The organism is Methanogenium organophilum (genome assembly GCF_026684035.1).
GTDB lineage: Archaea > Halobacteriota > Methanomicrobia > Methanomicrobiales > Methanomicrobiaceae > Methanogenium > Methanogenium organophilum.
In genome coordinates this window covers 492,623-509,419 of record NZ_CP113361.1, presented here as the reverse complement: position 1 = coordinate 509,419, position 16,797 = coordinate 492,623, and the positions used below count along the sequence as shown (strand labels likewise).

19 protein-coding genes are annotated in these 16,797 nt (G+C 53.8%); 16 read left to right on the top strand and 3 right to left on the bottom strand.

Annotated features, from left to right (window positions below):
• Nucleotides 1-209 precede the first annotated feature (209 nt).
• Nucleotides 210-1,049, top strand: a complete 840-nt coding sequence (locus OU421_RS02610; RefSeq protein ID WP_268187059.1) for a M23 family metallopeptidase — start codon at nt 210-212, stop codon at nt 1,047-1,049.
• 96 nt (nt 1,050-1,145) lie between these two features.
• Here OU421_RS02610 and OU421_RS02605 read toward each other — a convergent pair whose 3' ends face one another.
• Both OU421_RS02605 and OU421_RS02600 read right to left on the bottom strand, forming a co-directional pair.
• Nucleotides 1,146-1,655, bottom strand: a complete 510-nt coding sequence (locus OU421_RS02605; protein WP_268187058.1) for a putative immunity protein — start codon at nt 1,653-1,655, stop codon at nt 1,146-1,148.
• 167 nt (nt 1,656-1,822) lie between these two features.
• A complete protein-coding gene (locus tag OU421_RS02600; protein WP_268187057.1) occupies nt 1,823-2,323 on the bottom strand; it encodes a hypothetical protein in 501 nt (166 codons plus the stop codon).
• 446 nt (nt 2,324-2,769) lie between these two features.
• Here OU421_RS02600 and OU421_RS02595 point away from each other — a divergent pair, with 446 nt between their 5' ends.
• The 3 genes from OU421_RS02595 (at nt 2,770) to OU421_RS02585 (ending at nt 5,608) form a co-directional block, all read left to right on the top strand.
• Entirely contained in the window at nt 2,770-3,477 is a 708-nt protein-coding gene (locus OU421_RS02595) for an HAD family hydrolase (protein WP_268187056.1), read from the top strand.
• 384 nt (nt 3,478-3,861) lie between these two features.
• Nucleotides 3,862-4,179 (top strand): P-II family nitrogen regulator, encoded by a 318-nt coding sequence (locus OU421_RS02590; protein WP_268187055.1) that lies wholly within the window; start codon nt 3,862-3,864, stop codon nt 4,177-4,179.
• 232 nt (nt 4,180-4,411) lie between these two features.
• Entirely contained in the window at nt 4,412-5,608 is a 1,197-nt protein-coding gene (locus tag OU421_RS02585; protein ID WP_268187054.1) for an ammonium transporter, read from the top strand.
• 117 nt (nt 5,609-5,725) lie between these two features.
• Here the strand turns inward: OU421_RS02585 and OU421_RS02580 are convergent, their stop codons facing one another.
• Nucleotides 5,726-5,890: a hypothetical protein gene (locus tag OU421_RS02580; protein ID WP_268187053.1), complete on the bottom strand. Its 165-nt coding sequence runs from the start codon at nt 5,888-5,890 to the stop codon at nt 5,726-5,728.
• 197 nt (nt 5,891-6,087) lie between these two features.
• Here OU421_RS02580 and OU421_RS02575 point away from each other — a divergent pair, with 197 nt between their 5' ends.
• The 12 genes from OU421_RS02575 to OU421_RS02525 all read left to right on the top strand — a co-directional run bounded on the left by OU421_RS02575 (nt 6,088) and on the right by OU421_RS02525 (nt 16,682).
• On the top strand, nt 6,088-6,867 hold the full coding sequence (locus OU421_RS02575; protein WP_268187052.1) for a PP2C family protein-serine/threonine phosphatase: 780 nt from the start codon (nt 6,088-6,090) through the stop codon (nt 6,865-6,867).
• Nucleotides 6,860-7,720 carry an FHA domain-containing protein gene (locus OU421_RS02570; RefSeq protein ID WP_268187050.1) on the top strand — a complete coding sequence of 287 codons (861 nt, stop codon included), beginning with the start codon at nt 6,860-6,862 and terminating at the stop codon, nt 7,718-7,720. The genes OU421_RS02575 and OU421_RS02570 overlap by 8 nt, the downstream gene beginning before the upstream one ends.
• A gap of 21 nt (nt 7,721-7,741) precedes the next feature.
• Complete coding sequence (locus OU421_RS02565; RefSeq protein WP_268187048.1) at nt 7,742-10,081, top strand: protein kinase domain-containing protein; 2,340 nt, start codon at nt 7,742-7,744, stop codon at nt 10,079-10,081.
• A 94-nt stretch (nt 10,082-10,175) separates the two neighbouring features.
• The gene (locus tag OU421_RS02560) at nt 10,176-11,438 is read left to right on the top strand and encodes a COG1361 family protein (protein ID WP_268187046.1); all 1,263 of its coding nucleotides are present in this window, start codon (nt 10,176-10,178) and stop codon (nt 11,436-11,438) included.
• A gap of 12 nt (nt 11,439-11,450) precedes the next feature.
• Complete coding sequence (locus tag OU421_RS02555; RefSeq protein ID WP_268187045.1) at nt 11,451-12,125, top strand: ABC transporter ATP-binding protein; 675 nt, start codon at nt 11,451-11,453, stop codon at nt 12,123-12,125.
• Entirely contained in the window at nt 12,122-13,342 is a 1,221-nt protein-coding gene (locus OU421_RS02550; protein WP_268187044.1) for an ABC transporter permease, read from the top strand. The genes OU421_RS02555 and OU421_RS02550 overlap by 4 nt, the downstream gene beginning before the upstream one ends.
• 383 nt (nt 13,343-13,725) lie before the next feature.
• Nucleotides 13,726-13,929 (top strand): type II toxin-antitoxin system HicB family antitoxin, encoded by a 204-nt coding sequence (locus OU421_RS02545; RefSeq protein ID WP_268187043.1) that lies wholly within the window; start codon nt 13,726-13,728, stop codon nt 13,927-13,929.
• Nucleotides 13,926-14,153 carry a type II toxin-antitoxin system HicA family toxin gene (locus OU421_RS02540; protein WP_268187042.1) on the top strand — a complete coding sequence of 76 codons (228 nt, stop codon included), beginning with the start codon at nt 13,926-13,928 and terminating at the stop codon, nt 14,151-14,153. Before OU421_RS02545 ends, OU421_RS02540 begins: the two co-directional genes overlap by 4 nt.
• 165 nt (nt 14,154-14,318) lie before the next feature.
• Nucleotides 14,319-14,441, top strand: coding sequence for a hypothetical protein (locus OU421_RS12995; protein WP_326493531.1), 123 nt, complete (start codon nt 14,319-14,321; stop codon nt 14,439-14,441).
• Between the two features lie 184 nt (nt 14,442-14,625).
• Nucleotides 14,626-14,946 (top strand): hypothetical protein, encoded by a 321-nt coding sequence (locus OU421_RS02535; protein WP_268187040.1) that lies wholly within the window; start codon nt 14,626-14,628, stop codon nt 14,944-14,946.
• 256 nt (nt 14,947-15,202) lie between these two features.
• Nucleotides 15,203-15,634 (top strand): hypothetical protein, encoded by a 432-nt coding sequence (locus tag OU421_RS02530; RefSeq protein ID WP_268187038.1) that lies wholly within the window; start codon nt 15,203-15,205, stop codon nt 15,632-15,634.
• A 580-nt stretch (nt 15,635-16,214) separates the two neighbouring features.
• The gene (locus tag OU421_RS02525) at nt 16,215-16,682 is read left to right on the top strand and encodes a hypothetical protein (protein WP_268187037.1); all 468 of its coding nucleotides are present in this window, start codon (nt 16,215-16,217) and stop codon (nt 16,680-16,682) included.
• The last annotated feature ends 115 nt before the right edge of the window (nt 16,683-16,797 follow it).

Below are 16,797 nucleotides of genomic sequence, written 5' to 3'. Positions count from 1 at the left end.
CAGCTACCGTATTTTTGCATGGCTGTAATCATGCAGAAATGCCCGTCTTCGCACGGCTATAATCATATCAGCCATACTGTTATGGGTGAGTATCACCCATCCCCGTAGTGTGACAGCGGTGCCCGGCACCTACCAAAAGGAGGTTGGCAGCGGGGAGAATATCTGTCTGGTCTTTGACAAACTCGGAAAATGGTTTCATACGTCAGGCAATGGATAAGGGGTTTGAGATGCGAGTTGCAGTGTGGAATGGGAAAAATCACATGCCTGCACGTATCAGTATCGTACTGGTACTTGCCCTTGGAGCACTTGCAATTTTCAATAATGCAGGTGAAGAATGGACGGATAGGAGTAATGAGATGATTGAAGCGCGTGAACCGATAATTGTGGAGTTTCCTTTGAGGGGAGAATGGCTCTCTCCCAACACTCCGGGAACAAAAATTCCGAGCCACGGTACAGATCAGTTAGGAACAAGATATGCGTATGACTTTATCCAAGTGGATTGGGAAAAAAAGGGCTGGCCCGCTTATCGCGTTAGCTTGCCGCAATATCTTCTTTTTGGGGTTCCCGTAAATGAATATTATTGCTGGGGCCAGGAAATACATGCACCGTGCGACGGGATCATTGTCCAGGCAGAGGATGGTTATGAAGAACGAGAACGAACGAATTTGCTTTCCGATTTGTCTAACACCTATAAAAATGCTCACTATTTCGATCCGAGGAAAGACGACGTACAATCAGTTGCCGGCAATTACATCATAATGGAATGCGGCGACAATGCATACGCTGCGCTCGTCCATCTTCAGACAGGGTCTATTCGGGTTACCGTTGGTCAGAGTGTAAAAAAAGGTGAAGTTATTGGCAGAGTGGGTAATTCAGGCAATTCCCTTGGTCCGCATCTGCATTTTCAGCTAATGGACAGCATCGACATAGCTACTGCAAACGGATTGCCTTGTGCTTTTGAACAGTATGAAGTATTCCGGGATGGCGAGTGGCAACAAGTGGTTAATGGTATTCCCACAGATAAAGACAGGATAAGGTTTGGTTCCTAATTCATCCGGGCTTAATCCGGCTCCTTTTAGGATGGCCCGCAATATTCCCCGTACTATTTCACCGTGATTTTGAACCGTCGGCGACCTCACCCGTTCTCAGGATACCTCCCCCTTCTCTGCAGCACGGTTTGCCCTCTCCTGCCTGTCCCTCAGTTCACGAAGATGCTGGTATTGCCAGTCCCGTTCACGGGTTATCGGGTCTTCGGTATCAAAGGGGTTTGCGGCCCGGTAAATCGCCTGTAAGGCATACTTTGCCGCAGCAAGAGAATGTGTGGCGACATGTGCCGTTGCAACTGCCTGCCCTGCGGCACGGGCAGCAGAGCGGGCAGCATTATCTCTCCCCACCTCGCGGGCAGCCGCATGAGCATCAAGGGATGCTTTGCGTATATCCGCCATATGAAATTCCCCCGTCCGTATCCATGTCTGGAGTGCTTCGATAGCGTTGCCGGGGCGTTTGTCCTGTGGACACTGGATCTCAAAGTATGGCAGGACACGCTCGACACAGTCGATTGCCCAGATGGCTAATGTTTTGTGATCCGTTTCCTTCACAAGGTCTGTCATTTCCTCATCCTTGCGGGCAAGGGTAAATCCGGATTTTTTATTCATATCATCTTTCCTCTATAAGGGGATTTTTCCAAAATAAACCTCCCCCCTACCCCAACCCGGACACCCTTCTCTTCCGGATTTCCGTGGTGATTCGTGTGTGGCATGCATAATTATTCCCTCTTATTAAAGGAGGAATAATTGCGGCTGGAACGGTTTATATAAAAATCCTATATCCCATACTTTTCTTTCAGCAATCTGTCCGCCTCGAACATATGAGCCAGTGAATCATCCATTGCATTATTTTCAATTTGCCACAATTCCTCTTCTGCGGTCAGATTATCCTCGATAAGCGCCATTGTTCTCTTCATCTCATATTCACAGACCGTACGGCCGTACTCATCTGACATAATTATCTCCTCCTTTATCTCCTGAAATTCTTCAGACACCGGCATCGAGGAGAGCACCTGTATTCTGGTATCGTACAGTTTCATCTCCTCCTCTTCAATCGTGTACATGTTCTGATAGTCTGAGCCGAATTCTGCCATGGATGACGCAGCCCAGTTTCCTTTTGGCAGACTGTCTGTCGCATTCAGGAATGCACGATCCTCTTCTGTCAGATTATATTTCGGGCTCCCTGAAGAGTCCAGACAACCGCACGAAACTTCCAACGCAACCATCAGGATGACGCAGGCGATCCCGATTTTCGAAGTCCATCTCTTCTGTGACACTTCACACCTTAACTTCGTTTGCACACTCATATGATGTCCCTGATACCTGTGCACACAGTACTTATGCATTCAAGCCTCCCGGTATCCGGGAGTGAATCATTTCACCCGCCCGATGGTGAAGAAAAGTTCTGAAAGACGGAGTAGTGTTTGATTAAACACCTGATGATGCATTAAATTCAGTGATGCATTCGTGATCTGGTGAATTTGTGGAAGGTGGATTGTACATGGGAAGTATGCAGGCATCCAAATAATTCATATGTCGAATGATATATTTATCTGTTTATGCGCACTGTGCCTGCCGTTTTGCCGGGCCATACCCATTCTGAATCTGCATTTTTGTCGGGGGAATATACCGTAACAATCTTCGTCCTGCAGCATCATCAGCAATGCAATACCCAGACGAATGAAATCAAAACCATAATTTGTATCCTGCCGAATGTATCAGTATGTCCAAAATACGTGTCCGGACAGCCTCCCTTATTCTGGGGATGGCCGTTTGTATGATCCTGTGTGCCGGGTGCACGACTACTACCGATACTGCCGCCGTGGATGCAACGCCGGTGGAACCCTATACAACCATCAGTGTAAGTGAAATTGCAGAGAGTCTGGCAGATGACGGCCCCATCACCGCCGGACTGGACCTGGACAGCACGACCTTCTACACCGATTCGGTCTATTACTATGGAAGGATGAATATCGACGGCCCGAACGGCACGAATATATTCGGAGATGATGCCGAAAACAACCCTGCGTTCATAAGCGCTGTTAATAACGAGTTTGTGGGCTTTTATATCCCCAAATATGCGGCAATGGATATTGTTGAAATGCACCGGGAACGGGGTGACACGGTGGTATTCATCACTAAGAAGCGCAGTTCGCCGGACGAGAGGATCTCAGATTACATCGGTGCAATCTTTGACATCGAGAATCCCAAAGTGATCTTCACCAACGGCACATCAAAGACGCCCGCCATCAACGCAGAGAATGTCTCGGTCTATTACGGCGACTCGGATGGTGACATCACCGACTCGCAGGCAGCAGAACACTGCACCCCATACCGGTTCCTGCGAAATCCGATGACCCTGCTGTACAACGATTTGAACTACAGCCTGGGCCAGTATGGCGAGAGCGTGTTTGAAGGTTCGGATTGCTGAAATCTCATCCCTCTTTTCCTGTCGGGTTTGATTCTGCCCCCAAATCCCTGAATCCCGACATTCCCACGATACGGGAACCGGCTATATCCCGTCTGTTTTGTCCGCATAGAGGCAGCGGAACTGTACAGTGTTTTTTGGTAGAGGGCGTATCAGGGTGTCTGTCTCTGTACGGGTGTGGTCATCGTGGCCGGAAATCCTGCGGGAACGTCTGAATATTCTCTGATTTGGTAACCGACGGATTCACAACAATGTTTATCCCTATATTCTACCATATACATTATATATCGTCGGAGTTCTGAACCCGCCGATGGATGGCGGTGATGATACCCCTGACCGGATGCCGCACAGGAGTGTGCATCCACCAATATCTGAGGTGTTTAACAGATGAAGAAAATTGATGCAATAATTCGTCCTGAAAAGCTGGACCGGGTGTCCGACGCCCTGAATGAAAAGGGCCATTATGCAATGACCGTCTCTGATGTGCATGGCAGGGGAGAACAGCGCGGGATCCGTCTTCAGTTCAGGGGAAAGGAAGTTATGGTCGATCTCATCCCGAAGATCAAAGTCGAGATTGTTGTCGATGCGGCTGACGCTGAAGAGGTCGTTGCAATCATTAAGGATAAGGCATACACCGGTGAGAACGGTGACGGCAGAATATTTGTCTATGATATTGATAAGTCCATACAGATCAGGGCTGAGTAATATCCCGCGATTGTGCGGTGAAACCTCTCAGAACATATTTTCTATTTTTCTCTATATTCTCTGTCTGAATGGTATTCGGACGAATGGTCCGGTACCCCGCATCCGTTCGTGACTATAGCGATATATCTCACTCTATATTGACTATAGGGCTCCATTCTTCCATTTAGAGTTAGGATTTTATTGTGATCGAATATACCTTCCTTCCTGAACCACGAATTGAGGATGCAAATATATGGAAACGGACATTATGATTAACTCGGCATTCATACTCATTTGTACTGCATTGGTTATGCTGATGGCACTGGGAGTGGGGTTTTTTTATGGAGGTCTTGTAAGGAAAAAGAATCTGATATCGATGCTGACACTGTCTTTTGTGTCAGTTGCCCTGGTATCCATACAGTGGGTGGTGTGTGGGTACAGTCTCGCTTTCGGGCCTGATATTGGCGGTATCATTGGTAACCTTGACTACTGCATGCTCCAGGGTGTGGAGATGTCCGGCGATCCGGTGCCGGATATGCTTTTTATGATGTTTCAGTTGTCATTTGCGGCAATAACACTTGCAATTATCACTTCCGCTGTTGCCGAGAGAATAAAGTTGAGCTCTTTTATCATCTTCGGCCTGCTGTGGACAACATTCATCTACGACCCGCTGGCCCACTGGGTATGGGGCGGCGGCTGGGCTCAGACTCTGGGGGTTCTTGATTTTGCCGGTGGAATCGTGGTTCACATCGGTGCCGGATTTGCCGCTCTTGCCCTTGCGCTCGTCATCGGCGCGAGACTTGGGTTTGGGGAACACAATCTGGAACCTCACAATATTCCGCTGACACTGCTGGGAGGTGCGCTGCTCTGGTTCGGCTGGTTCGGATTTAACGCAGGGAGCGCTCTTGCAGTAAATGAAGTTGCAATAAATGCATTTGTGGTAACGAATATCTCCGCAGCAGCAGGTGCCCTTTCCTGGATGTTTGCCGCCTGGGTGCATGGAAAACCCAGTTCGCTGAGTATGATCTCCGGGGCCATCGCAGGACTGGGTGCGATCACTCCTGCCGCAGGATTTGTGGGACCGGTTGCGGCGGTATGCATCGGCACCATTTCCGGAATCCTGTGTTACGGGGCGCTTCTGTTCAGACTTGAACACAACTGGGATGAATCGCTGGATGCATGGGCGATCCACGGTGTTGGCGGCGTATGGGGTTCGCTCTCCCTCGGGTTATTTGCTATCCCTGCCATCGGCGGAATCAGCGGCCTCATCGCCGGCGGGTATTCCCAGATTGTTCTTCAGCTAATCGGTGTGGTTGCTGCCATTGCATTCGCGTTTTGCGGGACGTTTATCCTTGCAAAAGCGGTTGATATGGTATTTGGTCTTCGTGTGACGAAGGATGAGGAATATGTCGGCCTTGATATCTCGCAGCATGGCGAGACAATGAGCTGAGTTCTCCGGGAAAACCAAACCTTTGTTTTGGCAGTTCGTGTGGTCCTTTAGGGGAACGCAACCGGACAGAACCATAAACGGCGTCCTGCAACGGTCATGATTGCCGGACGATACGATTCACTCATTTTTTCCGGGTGTCAGGGATGATTCTGCAATGATTCCAACGGACGTGGGGGTCGCGGAAGGCTCGTTCCTGACCCCGGCAGGAGGGATGAGATCCCTGCCGGAGACAGACATTACCCGCATGCCGGTTACCGGAATTTTCGCGTGTCTCCTCTTCATGATTCATACCCCTGAAGAGCTGTCGGACCGTCTGGATATGGCCGGGATATACCTCATGCAGGAGCCCTCTCCCGCACGCCGGATGATTGCGGATGAAGGGTCGAACGGCCGCAAAAATTCTGCCACCATGCAACCACAACCATTTCCCACATTTATTACCCCTCGCGACAATACACTTTCCAATACGAGTCGGAGAGATGAGACCAGATACAGGAATCCATACACAATTTGCGTACAGCGCCCGCTCCGTTGCCGGCGTACGGTCCGTAAATGAGGACGCATGGTGCGCCACACGGTTTGGTGACGAACTGGTATGTGCTGTCGCGGACGGTATCGGCGGCCATGAAGCAGGAGACGTCGCTTCCGCTCTGGCGATCCGCATATTTAGCGAAACCGTACAGGAAAGAGCGGCCACTGCAGGGGAGCGGGAACCGGAGGGGGAGACCCTCAGACGGGCCCATACCTATGCCCACGCTGCTATCCTTGCAGAGGCGACCGGCAAACGCTCGGGGATGGGCACGACGCTTGTCTCCGCCTGGTTTACGGGTGAAACGGTCTCCCTCTGTAATTCGGGAGATTCCCGCTGTACCCTCATCCGTGCCGACAGCGTCTGTTCACTGACAAAGGATCACTCTCTCGTGCAGGATCTGGTGGACCGGGATGTGCTCTCACCTGAGGAGGCTGCCTCGCATCCGATGAAAAATATCATCACGCATTCGCTGGGAGGGGATTTCATCGCCGACTGCACCACCCACGTCCTCTGTCCCAATGATACGCTGGTGCTCTCCTCCGACGGCCTGCACGACTATGTCTCACGGGAGACGATGATTGCGGCAGGCACCGTCGGGACAGCAGAGGAAGCAGCTGCACTCCTCCTCGAAGAAGCGGCCGAAACATCAACCGATAACATCACCCTGATTGTGGTCAGGGTACCGGGCGGCACCATCCACCCGGAGGAATGTGATTTCCATGACTGATCCAGAAGAATATGCCAATGCAAAGACCGTGATGATGACTGAGGATATGGACTACTATGAAGATCTTTCCCGGTACCTTAATGTCCTCTCCAATCCGGTCCGCCTGCATATCCTAAAAATAATAGAGCACACGCCGAAAGAGGCCAGTGAAATCGCGGCCGATATCGGCACATCCTATGTGAATACCAAAAAACATCTTGAGAAGATGCTTGGCGCAGGCATCATCACAAAGGAGGCGGGATTCGGCCGGGCCACCTCACGCGGGTCGCTTCCGGTATGGAAATATACCACCCGTCCCGGCGGCATCGAGGAGATCATTCGCAACCTGGGATTATTCTCGAACTTAGATGTCCATATCAAGGGAAGCGAGCTGGCAGAGAAGGTTGATGAGGCCCGGCGGATGGTCTCCCGTGAATATGCCGGGGAGACCCCGGTTATCTTTGTTTTAGGCGGGCCTGCCGACGGACAGACCTTCCCCCTCTCTGAAGAAGTGACCCGTATCGGAAGGGAGGAGAAACGCCTCGGGCCGCTCATTGATGAACACGGCCCCTCCGCCATCCGCTACGCACCGCCGGGCACCCTCACGGGTGACGCTGCGATCGTCGTCCACCGGGATTTTGACCTTGTCACCCGCATATCACGGCCGCACGCGGAGATCCAACGGAAGGAGAGCGGCTGGTACCTTACCGACCGGGGAAGCACCGGCGGGACCTATGTAAATGACAATCCGTGCGAAGCGAACCACGAGGTGCGGCTGATGGCAGGTGATATCATCGACCTTGCCCGTGGCCCCCGCGGGGTCAGATTCCTCTTCACCGTTGCAGAAGTTCAGGATGATGCAGCAGACGAATAACGAATACCGGTGCGTATGAATATGCGAAGGAACGAACACCAGACGGGAACCCGAACCGACAGGAGCAGCGGCTTTGTACGGATGCTCCTCACCTTCCTTCTTTTCGCAGGCCTGCTCTGCGGTATCGGCAGCGCCGCCACCCTGACCGTCGGGGCAGACTGGTATGGCAGTGTATCCGGAGCACTTGCCGCAGCCGTGCCGGGGGATGAGATCCTCGTTGAGAGCGGCACCTATTATGAACACCTGAATATCACCATCCCGGTGACGATCACGGGTGTGGACACCGGCGGAGGGCTGCCGGTCATCATGGTGACAGACGGTGAGGCCGCTCTTTTTGTGGAGGCGGGGTATGTCACCATAGAACAGCTGGTCATCAGCGGGACGGTTCCCTGCGGCATCTTCGTCCATGCGGACAATACCAGGATCACCGGGAACACGATTATCACGGCCGTTCCCGGCACGAGTGTCGGTATCTGTGTCTATGACGCAGACCAGACGCTGGTGACGGAGAACTTCATCGAAGGGCAGCGTATCGGTATTCAGGTCAGTGAATCGGATGGGACTGCAGTATATTTCAACGAAATTGACTGTGTCACCGGGGCGATTTCGTCATCCCCGGAGACATCATGGACCTCACCGGTGGTGACCTACGTATATGAGGGCACCACATTCGAGGGGGAAGTGGGGAACAACTGGAGCGGGTATGTAGGGACTGATGCCGGGGGCGATGGAATCGGGGACGAGCCGTATCTTGTTTTGGCCCCCTCTCCGGACAAGTTCGAAGTATGGGATGAAGAGGAGGGCCGGGGGCCCTTTGAACGCCATACTCTCGACCTGATGAACGAGCTCACCGGGGTTGTAACGGTGGAGGACACCGCCCCCCTGATCTCCGGCATTGATGCATATACGGTCACCGTCCCGCTTGTGATAGAGGATACCCAGGAGCCGGGCCCGCCGCCGAACGGAACCGGCCCCTTTGAGTTTCCCCGTGACCAGGAAGGGATGACCTGGCCGGCATTCGCGTTTCTGGGTTCCCTGCTTGCGGCAGGTCTGCTCACGGTTGCTGACCGCCGCACCCGGCACCGCACTGTGCTGGACCGGAGCGGGCACATCGTGCCTCTCCTGACTGCCGGGTACACCATTCTCGCGGTCCTGTGCAGTTCGGCGATGTTTCTGACCGGATTCCAGTCTCTCATCCTCCTCGGGACGCTGCCGAGCGTCAACCCGGTCCTGATCGGGCTGTCATTTCTCTCGGTGGCGGGCGTCATCCTTGCTGCGACCACCCCGACGGAACGGTCGCCCCGCTATCTGCTCGGCGCCTATCTCATCGTGGCAGGCATTGTCGCGATCATCTCCGCTGCTTTGGTACTGTACAGTCAGGGAGGGCCGGGCGGTTCTGTTCCTGCCGTGCTTGGTGTTGCGGCCGTCTGTCTCGGGCTCTATCACCGTTCCCGGTTCACCACCCCGCAGGTGTCGGGAGATACAGACGAACGGACCCGCATCGTCCATGAGGGCGATCCCTTCGATGAGACCCGTATCATGGACACACAGCTCAGGGATGTGTATTTCCCCGCAACGCTTGCGGACCGCTACCGTGACGTGTCGTTCATCGGCAAGGGCGGACTCGCACGGGTATTCCGGGCGGTCCGGCGGAAAGACGGAGCGGTCGTCGCCGTCAAGGTCCCTATCAGCTTTGACGAGACGACCGGCCGCATCTTCCTCAAAGAGATGAAACTCTGGGAAGGGCTCGTCCACCCGAACATCGTCCGCATCTGCTCAGTCAATATCCTGCCGGTGCCCTATGTGGAGATGGAGTATGTGTCCCGGTCGCTTGCCGGGGTCACGGTGCCGCTTCCGCCCGCCGGGGCGGCGGCGATTGTGCTGGATATCGTCCACGGCCTTATGTATGCCCACGAACACGGCATCATCCACCGCGATATCAAGCCGCACAACATCCTGCTTACCGAGGACAATTCGGCCAAAATAACGGACTGGGGTCTGGGGGCCGTGATGGGTGACGGGCACGAGTCCTCCATCGTGGGTTTCTCCATCCAGTATGCAGCTCCCGAACAGATCGCTCCCCGCCGTTTCGGGGACGCTGATACCCGGACCGATATCTACCAGACAGGCATTGTCTTCTACGAGCTTTTAACCGGTCGCCGGCCGTTTGACGACGGGGGCCTCGGGGAGATGACGGATGCCATCCTCAGTGAAACCCCCGCTCCCCCCTCATCCCGTGTCCCGGAGGCGGCACCGTGGGATGACGTTGTGATGCGCTGCATTGCAAAGGAGAAGGGGGACCGCTACCCGTCTGCCGAAGCGTTTGCAGAGGCGATGCACAGGGTTTTGAACCATCCGTGAAACCTTACGGTTACATGGTGTCACCCCCCTTATTTTCTTCATATATACCTGTTCACGGGAGATGGTTCTCTGTATACTTATTAGAGGCACAGATATGAACCACAGAATATGTATTGCACTGCTGGTCCTTGCGGCGCTCTGCGGCATTGCAGCCGCGGCGACTGATAGCGTATCGGATGCTTCGTCCCAGATATCGGTGACAGGAATCACCAAATCACCTGAAACACTGATGCCGGGCGACCAGGGATTTATCACCGTTACGATTACAAATTCCGGCGATGAGAGCGCTTCCATTGACCGGGTCAAACTCTACACCAATGACCTGACCGTCGTCAATGACAATGCCTACGACGTTGTCGGCGACATCGGTGCGGGAAATTCAATGGAATTTTCCTTCATGGTGGAAGCAGGGCCCGCTGAGGGAATTTTCTACCCGGCTTTCTACATTGACTTCGGCTCCTCCGGGTCCCTGCGCTCGTCCATCCCGGTGATTGTGGAGGATACCACGCCGCAGGTCTCTCTTCTGGGAGTCCCGGAGACCTTCACCGAGGGAAAGACCGTGGATATCACGGTCCTCGTAGGCAATCCCCGTGAGGGCAAACTGAGCGCCATCACGATTACGCCGGTCACAGACGGGATTAAGAGTGATCAGACCAGCTACTTCGTTGGCAACCTTGAACAGGATGAATCCGCAGAGGTCACCTTTGCGATCACCCCGGAAGAGGAAGGTGACCTCTCCTTTGAGGTGAGCTATAGAAACGGCGTGAACGAACACACCACCACTGTCTCTACTCCGATGACCTTCGGGACAGACAAGACCAGCGCGGTTCTCGTGGTAAACGAGGTCTCCGTGAGTTCGTCCGGTTCAACCGCCACGGTCTCCGGTGATGTCACCAATGCCGGTCTTGAGGATGCATACTCCGTCATGGTAACCGTGGGCGACCCCGCAACTCCGGCAAACCCCAATCCGGTTGCGGTTCTTGGCGCCCTTGAACCGGACGACTTCTCCGGATTTGAAGTGACCTATACGATGCAGGGCGCAGGACAGGTGCCGGTGCTTGTCACCTACAAGGACGAGGACGGCAACATCTATGAAGAAGAGTTCTACGTCACCGGCAGCAGCGGTACGGCGACAACGGATGGCGATGGAACCTCCACCGCACCGGACTTCGCCGCAGGCGGTCCGGGCGGTGACCGGAATCCACTTGGCTCCATGGGGAGCGGGTTTGCACAGATTCCCGTCATCCCAATCATCTTCGTGCTCCTCATCATTGGAGGCGGCCTGATCGCCTGGAGAACCGGCCACCTTGCACAGGCACGTGATACGATCCGTGCCCGCCTGCACAAAGAGAAGTGAGGGAAACCTGAAATGGGCTCCACACCGGTTATTGCGCTCAATGATGTGCGTAAAATATACCCCCTCCTTTCCGGGGACGTCCATGCACTCGACGGGGTCTCTCTTGAGATTACGAAAGGAGAGTTCGTCGCAATCATGGGCCCCTCAGGTTCCGGCAAATCGACTCTCATGAACCAGATCGGCTGTCTGGACGTTCCGACGACAGGGACTGTCAGTATCGAAGGGCAGGATATCGGTACTCTCAGTGACTATGACTTAACAGCACTCCGGAGAGACTCGATAGGATACATCTTCCAGAAATTCAATCTCATTCCCCTGCTGACGGCCTATGAGAATGTCGAATATCCCATGCTCCTCAGGTACCGGAAATATGACGATACCGGGCGGGTGCAGACCCTTCTGGACCGGGTGGGAATCAATGCGGCGCTTGCTGCACACCGGCCGTCAGAACTCTCCGGCGGTCAGCAGCAGCGGGTGGCCATCGCACGGGCACTGATCAATGAACCGGCCATCCTGCTCTGCGATGAGCCGACGGGAAACCTTGACTCGAAGACAAGCACCCAGATCATGGAGATGCTCGCAGACCTCAACCGTGAGGGGCGAACAGTCATCATGGTCACGCACGACGAGTCGACGGCAGAGTACGCCGACCGCACGATCCGGATACAGGACGGGAGGATTGCATGAAAAAACCCGATATTATCTTTCAGCTCTCGATGCGGAGTGTACGTCTGAACCTCCTGCGATCCGTGCTTGCGGCGCTTGGCATCGTTATCGGCGTCGTTGCGATTGCATCCATCGGCATGATCTCGGCTAACATGACCCTCTCGGTCACTGAAGAGCTCTCGGCAACGGCCAATGTTCTTGTCGTCAGCCCTGACAGCGGCGGAGGCGGCGGCATGTTCGGGCCGGGCGGCGGCAGCAGCAGTGACGACGATGATGAAGATGACTACATCTCAGACGACCAGTTCGACGACATCCGCAAGGCCGCGGGCTCCTCGTATGTCTATTACCTCTACTCGGAAAGCGATCGTATTGAGACCGGCGACAGCAGTGGCCGGACCACGATATATGCGATGGATGACGAGGCGATGAAGGAGGTTCTCACCCTTACCGAGGGCAGTTTCCCCTCAACCACATCACAGGTCGTCATCGGGCCGGACATGGTCGAACGCTATGGTATCGAAGTCGGAAGCAAGATCACCATCGGCGATGAGGACGACGACGAAGGTGAGACAACCGTCCGGGTAACGGGCATCCTCGAAGAACGCGGCATGTCGATGGACATCAGCTCGGACAATGCGATCATCACGACAGAGAAGTTCTTCACCGGCCGCTACGGCGGGGAGGATGAATATGCCCAGGTGAATGTCATTGTCGATGACATTGATGAAATTGATGCGGTCTCGGAAAGCATCGATGAGACCCTGAACAAGAAGGATGATGAAGTCCGGGTGCAGGACTCCAGCCGGATGCTTGAGACCATCTCCTCGACACTGGGGACAATTACCACCTTTGCCCTTGCTATCGCAGGCATCTCGCTTCTCGTGGCGGCGGTCTCCATCTTCAATGTGATGATGATGTCTGTGACCGAGCGGATACGCGAAATAGGCATCCTCCGCAGTATCGGAACGCAGAAAGGTGAGATTCTGCGGATGTTTGTTTATGAAGCGGGGATCATCGGCATTGTCGGGGCAGGTATCGGGGCGGTTCTGTCCCTTGTGATCGGCTATGTGGTGGTCTTCGGGATGGTCGGAACAACCGAGTACTTCTTTGCCTGGGGCAGTCTCGTAAACGTCCCGGAAGGCATGATCATAGGCGCCGTCATCTGTATCATCTCGGGTGTGTACCCGGCATGGCGGGCATCGAAACTCGATCCGATTGAGGCACTCCGGGCGGAGTGAAAACACCCCATGCCATTTTTTCTGTCTCACTGACGGCATACCTTCCCGTTATTTCAGTTTTTCCTCCTTGAACTTCTCGAAGGTATAGCTCCTATCATAGAGCGGTTTGTTCCCTGATTTCCCGCATCGTCAGAGAATAATGGTTGATGTGGTCCCGATGTGCCTCCTTTCGATTTGCGGAGGCGCTTGATGTTGTATGCAACGCAAGAATCCTTCTCTTGAGATCCTGATTGCGGGTTCTTTTTTCTGGATTGTTATTCAGTGTGTCTACGATTGGGTTCCAATGCAGATGCAGTCGGCAAATAGGTATTGTCAGGTGACCGGCCCGAAGGCTGCGGTGCTGAACCGTACTTTAAAGTGGTCATAGGGGGAGAAATAATTCTATGAAATTACGTGTCATTCTTGAACCCAGTGTTGAAGGGGGGTATACCGTATTTGTACCGGCACTTCCTGGTTGTATCAGTGAGGGGGATACACGTGAAGAAGCCTTGCGCAATATCAGGGAAGCGATTGATCTCTATCTGGAGCCAATTGAAGATGACGGGATTTTCAGTGATGCCGCCGAACAGGTTGAGATTGCGATATGACAAAAATTCCCGGCATCAATTATGGTGCGCTCATCAATGCTCTTCAACGAGATGGCTGGGTTGTTGTTCGTCAGAAGGGCAGTCATATCCGCATGCAAAAACACATGCAGGCAGAAACCCTGAAACTGACCATCCCTGCACATAAACCAATCAAACGTTCAACATTGTCTCATATATTAAAACAGGCTCACCTGACGGTCGAAGAGCTGGACAAACTCTTGTGAAATGGTTTTTGGTGCATCAAATCCGGAATATTATCGTTCTCCGTGTCTGGTCTCTCCATCCGGATGCGATCATCGTGCAGCCCTGTGGTTCCATCGGTCCTGTCTCTTCCATTTTATGCATGTATATCCGTCTGCATAGATCTATGAGCAAAAAGCCCGGAACGGATACATGAGATCGGCATTTTCCGCAGTATTGGAACGCAGAATGGCGAAATCCTGCGGAATTTTGTATATGAAGCGGGGTTCATCGGCATTATCGGGGCAGGTATCGAAACTCGATCCGATTGAGGCACTCCGGGCGGAGTGAACGACAGGGACGGCCACCATGCAACTGTATGGTTGCATCATGCCATCCCTCCGATTTTATGCATTTATCCTTCTCCGGAGAATCATCTGTTAAGAGGTCCGGGAAGGTATGGCACTCTTTGTCCTGACCCCTGCCCTGAGAAGACAGGAGATGTGAGAGAAACAGATGAAGAATATTCCCCATGAACAGGCACCGGACGGCCCTGTTGTGCCCTCCGTCTGCATTTCTGCTACGGCAGGGCTCCCGACGGGGGACCGCACAGAGCGGGATGGCATGGAACAAAAGAGGGGTATGATGCCGTCTCCCCTCCGGATGCTTGCGGAAAACGGCATCGACACCACTGAACTCGAGGCGGCTATTGAGAATGGCGATCTGCCTGCCATCCATGCATTCTTCCAAAAGATCCGGCCCACCGGTGCAGGCGCAGGGTCTCATCACGGGGATGTATTCCCCGGACCGGCGTCCCCGGATTCATCTTCGGAATAAGCGGTTCACACCACGGTTCCGGGGCGTTTTTATCACCGCACATGGTGGTGCGGTTTGCATCCGTTTCAGCAGGAAAAGCCGTTCCCCCCGGTGACTCCCGGCCGGAATCCGGCTATCGGGGGTTTTGTCATGCAACCCCGCGGTTAATACACAGAATCCCTGCTATTCTCCGCATTTATCACGCGGTATGCGGACTGGTATATGAGGGCAAAGGTTCAGTGCATGCCCGGACCGGAAACCTGAAAGGAGACATCGAATGGATAAGAGTAAAAAAATGATTATTGTAGTAGCCGGGCTTGTTGTGCTCTGTATCTATGCGGCAGGGTGCACTACGACTGAAACAGCAGGAGGAGAGACACCAACACCTGTTGCAGAAACCGGGAGCGCTGCTCCTTTCCCTGATGAAGAGATGCCTGATGATGCACCTGTGATGAACACGATGGAGAATGGCTCTGTCCGGGATGACATGCCACCGGATGGCACACCGGAGATGGACAGTGAACATGCCCTGGAGATGCTTCAGATGCTGCAGGAGAATGGCGTCGACACCACAGAGGCTGAACTGGCCCTTGAAAACGGTGATATGGATACTGTTCTCGCCTTTTTGCAGGAGAACATGGCCGCAGATATGCCAGAAGGCGGCGGTCCCCGAGAACGACCGGATGGAGAGCCTCCCGCAGAACAGTAGGTGCTGAATCGGTTTGTGAATGCCAGGATCCGATGGATAAACCCCGTTGTCGCCAGCGAAAGGCGGGGGGTTTACCGGTTCGGTTCCGGTAGTCACAGGCCCTGCAGGCTGGGAGAGCACCGGACCTGAAACACAACCGGGAACGGTGCATACCAGATCCCATTTTTCTTTCCCTTTTTGTTGAATTTTCTGAGAAGATGATTCTCTGTTGCTGTCGCATACCCGCAGCACAGAGAGGAGAGAACATTCCTGATTCCGGTACCTGTTCATACAGGGTCCGGATGGGCCGGCATTGTATTTGCCGCGATTCCTGTTCATGATTCGGGGAAACCGTCACAACGGTTGTATATGGTATCGTTTGGAAATCCTGAACATACGCCTGGAAACACCTTCTGTGCTGTCCCGAGCGGATCGGGCAACGGGGGTTGTTGGTATCGCATATGACCAGTGTGCAACCTCGTGGTTGCATCGTTCTCTCTCCTCCATTTTATGCATTTATCCCTCTCGGGGTGAACTCTATGATCAGAGGACCGGGGAGGGTTCCACCCCCTGCCCGGACTCGAAAAAACCGGAGGTGAAAATGAAGACGGGTACCAAACTTGTATGTGCACTGGCCGGCCTTGCCGTGCTCTGTGTCTGCGCCGCCATGGCATCACCACTTGCCACGGATGACGAATCCGGACAGAGGGGCATGATGAAGAACGGCACGATATCACAGTTCGCCCTTGAAAAGATGCAGGCAAACGGTATTGAGACAACCGAACTTGAGACCGCACTTGAGAACGGTGACCGTGAGGCTGTTCGAGCATTCCTTCAGGAGAACCGTCCCACAGATGCTCCTGAAATGGGCGAAGGGCAGAGGCATGCAATGAACGAAGAACGCATGCAGCAGATGATTACGGAAATGCAGGCAAACGGCGTTGACACGACCGAACTTGAGACCGCACTTGAGAACGGTGACCATGAAGCTGTCCGTGCATTCATGGAGGCAAACCGGCCCGCTGATGCCGGCACCGGCCTCCATCATGGCGGCCCTTCCACTGAGTAAAAACCGCCGAACGTTTCGGAAATCGTAGAGACCAGAACATTCCACTCACCCCCTGTGTCACCAGGACCGGGGGTGAGTGGCACCTTTCCCCCTCAGTTCCATCAATCCCATCAAT